Raw genomic sequence first — 13,001 nt, 5'->3', positions numbered from 1 at the left:
AACACATGACAACAAACACGAAATTCCAAAAATTAGTCCTTGGAGCAACTTTGCTTCTTGGAGGAATGGTGGGCTGTTCGGAGGATTTCTTGGATAGACCCCCTTTAGATGCGATCGTAGATGCCAACTTCTACAAGACTGATGATCAGATTTTGTCGGCTTCCGCACCGCTGTATAATTTAGTATGGTTTGCGTACAATGATAAAGCAAGTCACGGGATTGGCGATGCCAGAGGTGGTACACTTACCTCAGGATCCTATCAGCTAGAAAACGTACGATTCAATACGACAGGTGAAACTGCCGAAAACGGCGCTTCTTGGAGAGCTTTCTATAACGTAGTCGCACAATCAAACAGCTTAATCAATAACATCAATGCCTTTGCAGGCGAAGATGTGACGGAGCGAATCAAAAATCATGGAATTGCTGAAGGCAGATTCATGAGAGGTTTGGCATACTCTTACTTGGTTCAAAACTGGGGGCCAGTTCCGATTATCACCAATAACACGGCACTACTTCAGGATACTACTATCGCCAGAAACACAGAAGAAACTGTGTGGCAATTCATCATCAAAGACTTCAGATTTGCTACAGAAAATCTTCCTGAAAGTTCTGTTTTGAACGGAAGATTGACTAAATGGAGTGCTGAAGGCATGCTAGCCAAAATGTATGTAGTAGCTGCAGGAGTAGGAGGGACTAGAAATCAAACCTTCCTTGATTCGGCTGCTTATTATGCTAAGCGAGTGATTGATAACTCTGGTGCTTCTTTAATGGATAACTATGAGGATTTATTCAAAACTGCTAATAACAATAACGTAGAGACACTTGCTGCACTTCAGTGGGTATACAACGCTGGACAAGCAGGAGCTTGGGGAGCACAAAACTCCGTTCAGGCATTCTTGGCTTTCGGTTCTGAAATCACTGGATTTGGTGACGGATGGGGTGGAGATATAGGTGCCTCTAAGTGGATGCTTGATATGTATGATGACCTTGTATTTGATGAGCGAAGAAAAGCCACATTCATGTTCCCAGGTGATCATTATAACTACATCACGCAAGTTCCTCCAGGTGGGTCTGCTCAAGAATTGGAAGTGCCAGCTAGAAGTGTAGATGGAAGTAGAAATTACAATTCCCGCGCTTGGGTGAAAAAATATGTGGTAGGTCGTCCTGAAGACAACGATGGAAAAGTCGTTCAGCAAGGCACTGAGATCAACACGTATATCCTTCGATTGGCAGATGTTTACTTGACTTATGCAGAGGCTGTATTGGATAAAAATCCAGCGGAAGCATTGAAATATGTGAATATGGTAAGAGCGAGAGCAGGTGTGAGTCCGCTTACTTCTGTTACTTGGCAAGATGTCTTCGAAGAGCGGATTAAGGAATTTGCAATGGAAGGTCAGGCTTGGTATGAGTTTACCAAATTGGAATATTACGATCCAGCAAAAGCTTATAGCATACTTTCAAACCAAGATCGTGGTACATTCAGAATTTATGCGGATCAGATTCCTGATCCTACGCTATGGGAAATTGAGATTCCTGCGGATGATTCATCTCCTAGATACTTTGCTGTGAGCGAATCTAACTTCAAGATTCCTATTCCTTCTTCGGAATTGTCTAGAGCACCAAACTTGAGAAAACCTGCTGTACCGTATGATTTCTCTGCCCAAGAAAATTGATTTGTGGCCTTACATTGAAATGTTAAACATATGAAAATCATAAAAAATATAAGATCCTCACATTCACTCCTGGTAGCTTCAGCACTAGTATTGGTACTCGGGCTGGGAGCATGTCAGGATGAAGATGAAATAAATGTAGGACCGCCAACTATTGAGCGTGTCCGAAGTACAGATCCTACCACAGCTGACAGTGCATTCACTTCAGCCACCCTAGGTAGTACGTTGGCTATTTTGGGAAATAACCTATTGGGTACTCAGCAAGTGTATCTTAACGATTATCCGCTTGGAGTGAACACGGCTTATGTTACCAATAACACAGTGATCGTAACCGTAGGAGATTCAGTTCCTACAGTTGCTACTGATCCGAGTGTTCCAAATACCTTAAGACTTGTAAATAAAGCTGGAGAGGCTATCATGGAATTCCAGACACTTCCTCCAGCACCGCAAGTGCTTCAAGTGAAAAACCAGTATGTTAAAGCTGGTGATGACCTGACACTTTTGGGTAGATATTTCTACTTCGTGGATACAGTGTATTTTCCAGGTGAAGATGTATTTGTTACTTCTGGTTTTGAGACTAATGCTGCCGGTTCTTCCCTTACAGTGAAAGTGCCTGAAGGAGTCGATTTCTCTGAAGGACAGTCTGTCAGAGTTGTGACCAAATCAGGTGGATCAGCGACCAATAGAAATACGCAGATTTATGCTGAAAAAGGCATGGTTGCTGATTTTGATACCAATGGCGCATTAGTATGGCCATGGGACTGGGGATGGGGGATATCCGGTGAAATGATCCAACCGTCACAGCCAGGTATCTCAGGCCTAGAAGGTAGCTTTGGTGGTATGAATCAGGCATTTCCAGCTAATTATGGTTGGAATAATGACAAAGTTATCAATCTGACCAACTGGGGTGGAGCTCAAATTTTCCCTGAAGGTGAAGGGTATGAGCCAAGTACTCCAGCTACTAGCTTTGATATCAGATTCGAAGTGGCAATAAACACTTCTGCATCGATAGCAGGATTAGAAATGCAGATCTGGTATCCAGATTCTAATGGGAATGAGCTTAGCTATAACATTCCAATGAGTGATTTCATCACTAAAACCGATGGTAGCTGGTACACTTTGTCAGCTAATATGACTCGATTAACAAATGGATCTACTCGATTGAATACCTATGGTGACTTCTTGAAAGGAGACGGTGGCGGAGTTAAGCAGTTGAGATTGGTAGTTACCAATACCACTTCAAATGATATTCAAGCAGTATTAGGAGTGGATAATGTTCGAGTAGTTAGAGCAGTAAATTAAATAGTATAGCATAAGAGGTTTATTAATTCAATCTCCGGGGCAGAGTGTTCTGCCTCGGAGTTTTTTCTGAAACCTAGATAGTCTCTTTAACCGCAGAGAACGCCAATATTTCACAGAGAGCTCAGCTAATTAAATTCTCTTTTGTTGCAATGAAAATGGGCTATAAATCGAGAATGACCTAGTCGGCTTCAAAAGCTTTCTGAATAATCCTGAGCGATAGTACTCCACAGGTAAGGGTAATTCGGTCAACTTTCATCTGTCTTCCCGCCCGATGAACAAATAAATTATGAGCAATTTCCCCATTATGGGAAATTACAAAATCAATAAATCACTGAGCTTGATCTCCCAACTCACATTTAGAAAGAATACACTAGTAAAATCAATCCAAGTCATTGGACTGGGAGCTGTATTTGTATTTTCTGCTTGCCAGAAAGAAAATGATAAATCAATACCTACACTTTTTGAGGAGGTTAGTGCTGACTCGACAAAACTCACTTTTACCAATCAAATCCAGGAAACTGAAGCTGCAAATATCCTTACTTATCAATATTTCTATAATGGTGGGGGTGTAGCCGTAGGTGATTTGAATAATGATGGCTGGGAGGATTTGTATTTCACAGCTAATCAGGGGCAGAACAAACTTTTTTTGAATCAGGGAAACCTGAAATTTCGAGACATCACGTTGGCTACAGGTACCTCAGGCAAAGAAAATGCATGGACTACAGGTACAGCGATCGTTGATATCAACAGTGATGGACTCAAAGACATTTATGTATGTTATTCTGGTGATTTGCCAGAAGAGCAGCGAAGAAATCAATTGTTTGTCAATCAGGGATTAGACAAACAAGGAATTCCGTTTTTTAAAGAAATGGCTGCTGACTATGGATTGGATGATCCGGGATTCAGTACCGCAGCATACTTTTCAGACTTAGACCAGGATGGGGATTTGGACATGCTCCTTCTCAATCATAATCCGAGATTATTCAGTAATCTCAATATCAATGCGTTCGAGGCCATGCTGAGCTCAGCTGATACGATGAGCAGTTCGAAAATTTATAAGAATGAAAATGGCATTTTTAGGAACTCGACCAAGGAATCAGGCTTGACTGAAACAGGGTTAAGTTATGGATTGGGAGCCTCAATAGCAGATTTTAATGGAGATGGCTTTCCAGATATTTACCTCGGAAATGATTACTCAGCTCCTGATTATCTATACATTAATCAGGGTGATGGCACTTTTGTCGATCAATTAAAAGAAAGAATTGGTCATACCAGTCTTTATACCATGGGGGTGGATGCTGCTGATATTAATAGAGATGGCGAATTGGACTTGATCAGTTTGGATATGCTTCCCGAGGATAATGCCAGACAAAAGTTGCTTTTCTCTCCAGAGAATTACGAGCATTACAACCTCTTTCTGAAAGCTGGGCTTCATCATCAGCTCATGCGAAACATGCTCCAATTAAATAATGGGGATGGTACTTTTTCTGAGATTGGACAGCTGGCAGGAATAAGCGCTACAGACTGGAGTTGGGCACCATTATTTGCCGATTTTGACAACGATGGATTTACGGATCTCTTCGTCAGCAATGGCTTTTTGAAAGATTTTACGAATCTGGATTTTATCAATTATAGAAATGAATTCCTTCAAAACTCCAAGGTAACCGGAGCCGGGATCAATGATTTGATCAAGAAAATGCCTGCGACCAAAGTTGGAAATTATGCCTTCAAAAATGTCAACGGAATTCAGTTTGAGAATCAATCTAAAAACTGGGGACTGGATACTCCAGGAAATTCAAACGGAGCCGTTTATGCAGATTTGGACCTTGATGGTGATTTGGATTTGGTGATCAATAATTTGAATGAACCTGCTCAGATTTTTAGAAACATGACCTCTGATCGTTCTAATCCTAATTTTCTTCAAATCAAACTCAAAGGACTGGAAGGAAATCAAGATGGAATCGGGGCTCGGGTTACAGTCTATCAAAATGGTAAACTCAACTATCAAGAGCAGCAGATATACAAAGGTTACCAAGGAAATGTGAGTGCGATTCTGCACTTTGGATTAGGCAATGAAAAGGTTGATTCAATCGAAGTACGATGGAAAAACAGCAAAATCAACAGGATAAAGAATGCCGACATCAATCAAATTCTGGAAGTTTCTGAAGCTGATGCCGAAATAGAATATAGAATTGAAGCTAAAACAGAACCCTATTTTGTTGCTTTGGGGGAGTTTTTGATTGATAAAAAAGTAACTCTTCCGAATGATTACAAGCGGCAAAGCCAGTTGCTCTATAGCCTTTCAGAAAGCAAAGTTTCGATGCTTGAAGCGGATTTGAATAGTGATGGTGTAAAGGAAATAATTGTATCTGATGGATCATCGATCAAATCCTATCCAAGAGAGGTTGGAGGATATAAAGAGAAATTTGAATTGCTTTATTCATCTGAAAACCCAGCCATTACCTCAATGGTGGCATTGGATACAGATGGAGATTCTGATCTGGACTTATATGTAGCAAAAGGAGGATATTTTGACCTAGAAATTAGCGATTCCAGACAAAAGGATGTGCTTTTGATCAATAAGGGAAATGGAGTATTCACCGAATCCTCTTTTGACTTTGGGACATTTCCCACAGAGTTTGTCTCTTCTTGGGATGCCAATGGAGATGGACTGGATGACTTGTTTGTAGGAGCTGGATATATACCTGGAAGATGGCCAGAATCAGTTTCCAGTCAAGTATGGATCAATAAAGGCGATGGTACTTTCTCACCGATTTCTCTCGATACTATTTCCAGAGTCAAGGCTTCCCAATCCTATGACCTAGATCAGGACGGTCTTGATGAGCTGATTGTTGCATCTGAGTTTGATAGAATCCGAATTCTGAATTTTAAAGAAGGGAAAGTTGTAGATCGCTCGGAAGAGTTTTTGCCCGGTGGAGAAACAGGACTTTGGTCTGCTATTTTGATTCAGGATCTGGATGGAGATGGAAGGCCTGAAATGATCGCTGGAAATTGGGGACTGAATTCCAGACTGCAAACTGATGATAATAATCCAGTTCGGATCTATTTTGAAGATTTTGACAATAATGGATCAGTTGATCCCCTGATGACTTTTCCGGTGATGGGAGAGGAGTTCCCTTTCTTTTCCAGAGATGAATTAGCTGCTCAGATGTATAAGAAAAAGGCTATGTTCCCTTCTCACAAGTCATTTTCCAAAGCTAGAATCCAGGATATTCTTACTGCTGATGAGCTAGAAAAAGCCAACAAAGTGGAAGCTCAAAATCTGGAAACGAAGATGTTTTCTTTGAAGAATGGGCTTTTCCAAGAAATAGCTTTACCAGCTATTGTTCAAGCATCTCCTATTCAGGCTGTAAATGCATTGAAAAAAGGTACTGGATATGATTTGGTATTTCTGGGAAATCAATTGGAAGCTAGATTGAAAATCGGAAGAATCGATGCAAATCCAGGATGGATTTTAAGGAAAAGTGCAGATGGGGAATGGAAAGTTTTAAACAGGGAAAACAATGGAATGGATTTGAAATCAAATGTTTCCAGTTCTTTGAATTTTGATAATACGCTCTGGATTGGAATCCCCAATAAAGGAGCCTTTAGATATCTATATTAATTGAATCGATGAGTAATAACACAATATACATCAGGAAATTAAGTAAAATGAGTGCTACTTCAGTAGCATTGTTTCTCTTAATGTTAATTGTGGGATGCAAAGCTCCGATGATAGATGAAAGTCTGGCAGTGGATGAATCAATACGTTTGAATCAAATTGGTTTTTACCCTAATCAGGAGAAACTAGCAGTGATACTAAATCATGAGGAGGTAAAGAATTTTGTGATTTGGGATTTGGATAATAATGCTATCGTTTATGAAGGTGAATTATCAATGGAAACTAATAAGACACGCTCTGGGCTAACCTCTAGAATAGCTGACTTTTCCAGTTTCAGTCAATCTGGAAAGTACGTTTTAGTGCTAAATGGGGTTGGGAAATCCTATTCTTTTGAGATTAACTCGCAAATAAATCAAGCGCTAGGAAAAGCGAGTGTTAAGGCATTTTATTACCAGCGGGCGAGTGCAGAGTTAGAGGCTGAGCATGCTGGGATTTGGGCTAGGACTATGGGACATCCTGACGATCAGGTGATGATACATCCATCAGCAGTGTCAGAATCTCGGAAACCAGGTGTTGTAGTGGCCTCACCAAAGGGTTGGTACGATGCTGGGGATTACAATAAATATGTGGTCAATTCGGGTATCACAGTAGGCACACTTTTGTCACTTTATGAAGATTATCCGAATTATTTTCAAACATTAGACTTGAATATTCCGGAGTCCGGCGATCAAATTCCTGATTTGCTGGATGAGATCAAATGGAATCTGGACTGGATGATCACCATGCAAGATCCGGAAGATGGAGGAGTGTATCATAAACTGACTACGGCCAAATTTGAAGGAATGGTCGAGCCACATATGGCAGTTTCACAGCGGTATTTAGTAGCAAAAAGTACTACTGCAACGTTAGATTTTGCAGCGGTGATGGCACAAGCGGCTAGAGTTTATAAAGCATTTTCCCCAGAAGAGTCAGTGACCTATCTGAAAGCAGCCGAAAAAGCGTGGAACTGGGCAAAAATAAACCCTGAGGTGTACTATAAGCAGGATGAGATGAACGAGGGTTTTGATCCAGATGTCGTAACGGGTGCATATGGCGATTTTAGTGCAAGGGATGAACGAATTTGGGCGGCTTCAGAACTTTTTATTACCACGCATAACTTGATTTACTGGGATGAATTGTCTGATGCAGATCAAAGCTTTAGACTTCCTTCCTGGAACCAGGTAACTTGGATGGGATACTACTCCCTGCTTCGGCATGAAGGTAATATAACTTCATTGCCACAGGAGTGGTTGGCTATGCTAAAAATAAACTTGCTTTCCGCAGCAAGGACACAACTTGAAGGAATAGAAGCCGCTGCATTCCACAGTCCAATTGAAACTAATGTGAAGAATTTTATCTGGGGCTCAAATGCCGTGGCAGCAAATCAGGGCATACTCTTACTGTATGCTTACAAGCAAAGTAATGAGCATGTTTTTCTAGATGGGGCGATTGATACGATGGATTATATATTAGGTAGAAATGCGACTGGATATTCTTACGTTACAGGGTTTGGAAGCAAGTCTCCCTTGCACCCGCATCACAGATTGGCAGAATCCAGACCTGATTTGCCGCCATTGCCCGGATTTATAGTTGGAGGGCCAAATCCAGGTCAGCAGGATGGATGTACTTATACAAGTTCATTTGCAGATGAGTCTTATACAGACGAAAACTGCAGCTATGCCTCCAATGAAATTGCTATAAACTGGAATGCTCCTTTTGCCTATTTAACCAATTCTCTAGAAGCTATTATCCAATAATTAGCCTGTGATTTGTCTCCAGTAGCTGATCCTTCGAATTAAGTTTAGATGTTTCAGAATTTTTAGGCAAATTCAGATTAGAATTAACCACGCCCTATGAAACATATCTGGAAATTGTTTACCCTTTTCATCCTATTTTCTTGTGAGTCTTCGAAGTTTGAATCGGAAGTGACTTTGCCTAGGCTCTTTGGAGATGGGATGGTTGTCCAGCGAGAGGAGACTATTTACGTTTGGGGAAAAGGAGTTCCCGGTGAAAATGTACGCGTAAGTTTGGCTGGAGCCATTACCAGTGGAACGGTAGAAGCAGATAGTACCTGGCTTTTGAAATTGCCGGAATTGCCTGCTGGTGGTCCGTATGTATTAGAAGTAAATCAGAGAAAAATCAATGATGTATATATCGGGGATGTTTGGGTGGCTGGAGGGCAATCCAACATGGAATGGAGACTGAAATCTCAAGTGATAGGAGCCGAGAAAGAGTTTTCCGAAGGTGGCAATCCTCAAATCCGATTTTTTAAAGTTCCGAATTCCTATAGTGCTGTGAAACTTGACGATGTAGTAGGAGGAGAGTGGAAAGTAGCAGATTCAGTCAATATGAAGGATTTTTCGGCTATCGGGTGGTTTTTTGCGAAACGTAATAATGCAGAAAAGAAAGTACCAGTCGGAATCATTGAGTCAAACTGGGGAGGAACTCCAGTGGAAGGATGGACAGATGCTGAGATCTTGGCAGAAATGGAAGGCTCGTTTAATGAGCAGGCGACCGATGTCATAGAAAATAATGAGAGCTGGGATGCTAAGCTGAAAGAAAATGAGGCAAATCGCCAAAAGCGAGATTCTATGGTGAGCAAGCCAGATTCTCTAACGGCAATGAAGGTAGCTGAGCTTGGCTATGATGATGCAAACTGGAGAAAAATCAACCTTCCTCAGGCCAATCCTTTGCAGCATATCGCTTGGGCGAGAAAGAAATTCACGGTAGCAAACACCGCAGGAGTTGTTCTTCATTTGCCAAACATAGATCAGATGGCGTATGTGTATCTTAATGGTCAATTGCTTCATTATAAGGATTGGGGGACAGAATTGCCAGAATTGGAAATCCCTTCTGATATGCTACTCACAGGCACTAATGTGTTGACTATCCGCGCGATCAATACCTGGAATAATCAACCCAGCATTGGTAAGTCGGATGAAATGTATCTACTTCAATCAGGTAAGAAAACCTCGCTTGAGGGAACGTGGACCTATTCCAATTCAGCTGTAGAATCTCAGCTTCCTAAAGTGGAGTGGTATAATTGGATGCCGGGAATGATGTATAATGCGATGATCGTTCCGATTACCAAGTATACGATCAAAGGCGCCATTTGGTATCAGGGGGAAAGTAATGCAGGTCGTCCGGAGGAATACAAAGCACTTTTCTCGGCGATGATTACTAACTGGAGAGATGATTGGGGATTAGGAAATTTCCCATTTCTTTTTGTTCAACTTGCTAATTTCATGGAGAGAAAAGCTGTACAGCCAGAAAGTAGTTGGGCATTTTTGCGCGAAGCTCAAACTCAGACATTGGAGCTTCCGAATACTGGAATGGTTACGATCATTGATATCGGAGAAGCTAATGATATTCACCCTAGAAATAAGAAGGATGTGGGAGAAAGGCTTTGGCTCCAAGCTAGAAAAGTGGCTTTCGGTGAGAAAAACCTTGCCTCTGGTCCGCAGTTTGATTCTCTTTATCGACAGGGAAATGAATTGATGATCAAGTTTAGGTCTGTGGGAGAAGGGTTACGATTAACAGAAGGCGATACCTTAAAAGGATTTATTGCAGGGAAGGAAAATGGGGATTTTCAACAAGTCGGAGCTATGATCTTTAACAAAGAGTCTGTGAAGGTTGTGCTTCCAGATGGGTTAGAAGCTGGCGAAATTCGATACGCATGGGCAGACAACCCGGAAGTGAACTTGGTGAATAATCTAAATTTGCCCGCGGAGCCTTTTAGAAGAAAGTTTGAATAAAAAGTCAATCGGTTATACGCAATGCTTGCAGTCACCTTAGATTCTTTGCTAAACCGGTCAGAAGACCTGCCTTAGTCCACAGATCGGCCGAACACGTTCCGATAGCTCGGGAGATCGATGCAGTTTAAATGCTAGTTTTGACCAAAACTCAGTGTTTTACACCTTTTCTGAAAGAAATTAGATAGGAATGAAAAGTAAAATAAGAAAGACCAAGTGTTCAGCTTGGTCTTTCTTATTTGTCAATCAATGTTCTGAATAGTTTCTTGTATCTGCATCAGATCATCTACTTTTTCCTGATATTCTGGCTTGGCAGGTATTTTAACCACATTTTCCAGAAAGTCAATAGTGCTGAAAAGTACGCCTTCCCAATCTCCGGAAGTGATCGAACTTCCTATTACATGATCACCGGTATTTGGAAATGCTTGTTCGCGTTTCATTGCGGCAGGAGTGGAAATCTGCTCAAACATTTCCTTCATTTTTGGAACAGAAACCACATCGTCTTGAGCTTCATTGTCCTTGTAATAGTAAGCCAAAAACAAGGGTTGGTGTATCTTTTTGAAAGTAGCTTCATTCATATTGCCATATAGGATCATTGCCAGACTTTCGTACACATTCATGTGGTAGTCTTCTGACCAGTACATGGCTTTTTCGCCTTCTCTATTCTGATGAATCATTTTGTTTTTCATCATCGTCCATTGCATTAATTTTTGCATCCAAGGGGAGAAAAATGCAGAAAGCTTTTCACCATAATCCCGAATAGCTGGGGAATAAACTGTGACAGCTTTAATGTCCGGTTGTTGACTGGCAAGAAGTAAAGTCAACGCACCGCCCATTGAGGTACCAACTACTATTACTTCATCTCCAAGACTTTTCCCGATTTGATATGCTTCACCAGCAGCATTAGCCAGTGCCTGTGGACTTACGTACTCTAATCCATTTTCGCGTTTGATACCATGATCTGGCAACCTAGTCACAAAGAGGTTGGCTCCGAAATGGGCAGCAAGAAATCGGTGAACAGGATCGCCTTCCATCGGACTTGCTCCAAATCCATGGATATAGACAATTGAATAAGGAGTTTTATGCTTATTCATACTGTCTGCCCACACGATGTAAGCTTCATTTCCAGGCTTCAGACCGATTACAGTATCCTCTCTCAGATCCACATAGCTCTGCAACTCTGAAAGCCGGGTCGGAACTTCTGGGAATTCTATGATGATTTCTTGCTCTTGTAGTTTTGGACCAAGCATATATACAATAGCTAGGACCATGGCAATGGCAAAAATCCCAAGTAGTATTTTTCTTAGCATGAAATCAATTGGTTAAAAGCACGGGAGAAGTTGATTCAATAATTTTGTCGGTACCATTTTTAAGCTTCAAAACAGTTCGGGTTTTTAATTGAGAGTTGTTTTCAGGAATCAAATTCACTGTAAGTTTATATTGACCCATAGAATGCTTGAATTCTCGTAAGTCTGATAATTTCACATCCTCGTGGGTTGTGACAAGGCTAGTAATATTAGTACCTGCGGCCTTGCCTCCATATGGAGCTAGCAGCGTTATCGAAATACTAGTGATATTTTGAAAATCTAAATTCGGCGCACAGCTAAGTGCATATGCTTTGCCTGGAAAACTACTAGTAGGATAGGATGCATCAGCTAGTGGTTCAGAATCTATTCTTAAATAAATTCCAAAATTCTCCACCCTAACAGTATCAGTTTCGTTTGCATACTGATTGTTATTATATGGCTCGTAAAATAGATTTAAACCAGTTGCATTTACTTTTTGCGGACCTCCGCATTCTCCAAAAGGATTTATTTCAGGATCTTCAACACATGCCACAAAAATCAATATTGACAAGTAGGAGGAGATCATTGCCACAGTCATTTTTACTCTTTTTGTCTTTAAAAGATTGTTCATATGACTTTCTAATAATTTTTGAATCTTAAAAACTAATTAAACAGTAAAATTTAATCAAATCTAACCATCTATTTAGAGCAATTAGCGTTATTTCGTATTAATATATCTTAAACACTCATTTATGAAACGTTTGATCCTAGGATTGCTGTTGGTAATAACCACTCAGTTCGTACATGCCCAAGAGTCAGATACTAAGCTGGCGACACGATCTATTTATGCAGAACTGGGAGGGCCCGGACTACCTTATAGTTTCAATTATGATTTTCGCTTTAACAAAGAAAGGATGGACTCTTGGGGAATGAGAGTTGGTTTTGGTGGTTACGCATTAGAAGGAGATTCTTTCTTTTCCCTGCCAGTGATGGTAAATAAACTTTATGGCAAAGGCAATCATTTTTTTGAAATGGGTTTTGGAGTGACTTTTATAGCCTTTAATAACGAAAACAATTATTACTACAATGATTGCTATTATGATCAGGACGGAAACTACATCTGTAATAGTACTGCTGATTCTGGCACAAGTTTTATCTTAGATATTGATAATTCGCCGTCAATGATGGGCGTTATGAATTTTGGATATAGAAGGATGCCTACTGATGGAGGGTTTATGTGGAAAGTAAACCTTAATCCAATATTTAATAACAATGGCTTTTGGCCATTATTTGCAGGAATTGGTCTAGGATATGCTTTTTAAGTATATCC

Annotated in this window: 8 protein-coding genes; 6 read left to right on the top strand and 2 right to left on the bottom strand. The window is 40.7% G+C overall.

Features of this window, described 5'->3' with window-relative positions:
- Positions 1–5 precede the first annotated feature (5 nt).
- The 5 genes from AACZ87_RS05400 to AACZ87_RS05380 all read left to right on the top strand — a co-directional run bounded on the left by AACZ87_RS05400 (position 6) and on the right by AACZ87_RS05380 (position 10,388).
- Positions 6–1,673 (top strand): RagB/SusD family nutrient uptake outer membrane protein, encoded by a 1,668-nt coding sequence (locus AACZ87_RS05400; RefSeq protein ID WP_339865588.1) that lies wholly within the window; start codon positions 6–8, stop codon positions 1,671–1,673.
- Between the two features lie 30 nt (positions 1,674–1,703).
- A complete protein-coding gene (locus tag AACZ87_RS05395) occupies positions 1,704–2,972 on the top strand; it encodes a glycan-binding surface protein (RefSeq protein ID WP_339865586.1) in 1,269 nt (422 codons plus the stop codon).
- Between the two features lie 286 nt (positions 2,973–3,258).
- A complete protein-coding gene (locus AACZ87_RS05390) occupies positions 3,259–6,597 on the top strand; it encodes a VCBS repeat-containing protein (RefSeq protein WP_339865584.1) in 3,339 nt (1,112 codons plus the stop codon).
- A gap of 8 nt (positions 6,598–6,605) precedes the next feature.
- The gene (locus AACZ87_RS05385; protein ID WP_339865582.1) at positions 6,606–8,390 is read left to right on the top strand and encodes a glycoside hydrolase family 9 protein; all 1,785 of its coding nucleotides are present in this window, start codon (positions 6,606–6,608) and stop codon (positions 8,388–8,390) included.
- Positions 8,391–8,486: 96 nt separating this feature from the next.
- Positions 8,487–10,388, top strand: a complete 1,902-nt coding sequence (locus AACZ87_RS05380) for a sialate O-acetylesterase (RefSeq protein WP_339865581.1) — start codon at positions 8,487–8,489, stop codon at positions 10,386–10,388.
- Between the two features lie 239 nt (positions 10,389–10,627).
- On the opposite strand, the gene AACZ87_RS05375 is transcribed toward AACZ87_RS05380, so the two are convergent.
- Together AACZ87_RS05375 and AACZ87_RS05370 are read right to left on the bottom strand one after the other, a co-directional pair.
- A complete protein-coding gene (locus tag AACZ87_RS05375) occupies positions 10,628–11,695 on the bottom strand; it encodes an alpha/beta fold hydrolase (RefSeq protein ID WP_339865579.1) in 1,068 nt (355 codons plus the stop codon).
- A gap of 4 nt (positions 11,696–11,699) precedes the next feature.
- On the bottom strand, positions 11,700–12,302 hold the full coding sequence (locus AACZ87_RS05370; RefSeq protein ID WP_339865577.1) for a hypothetical protein: 603 nt from the start codon (positions 12,300–12,302) through the stop codon (positions 11,700–11,702).
- Between the two features lie 121 nt (positions 12,303–12,423).
- On the opposite strand from AACZ87_RS05370, the gene AACZ87_RS05365 reads away from it, so the two are divergent.
- Entirely contained in the window at positions 12,424–12,993 is a 570-nt protein-coding gene (locus AACZ87_RS05365) for a hypothetical protein (RefSeq protein ID WP_339865575.1), read from the top strand.
- Positions 12,994–13,001 lie beyond the last annotated feature (8 nt).

Origin of the sequence: uncultured Algoriphagus sp. (genome assembly GCF_963974365.1) — a bacterium.
Lineage (GTDB): Bacteria > Bacteroidota > Bacteroidia > Cytophagales > Cyclobacteriaceae > Algoriphagus.
The sequence above is the reverse complement of the archived record's forward strand: the minus strand, read 5'-3'. Positions and strand labels throughout refer to the sequence as shown.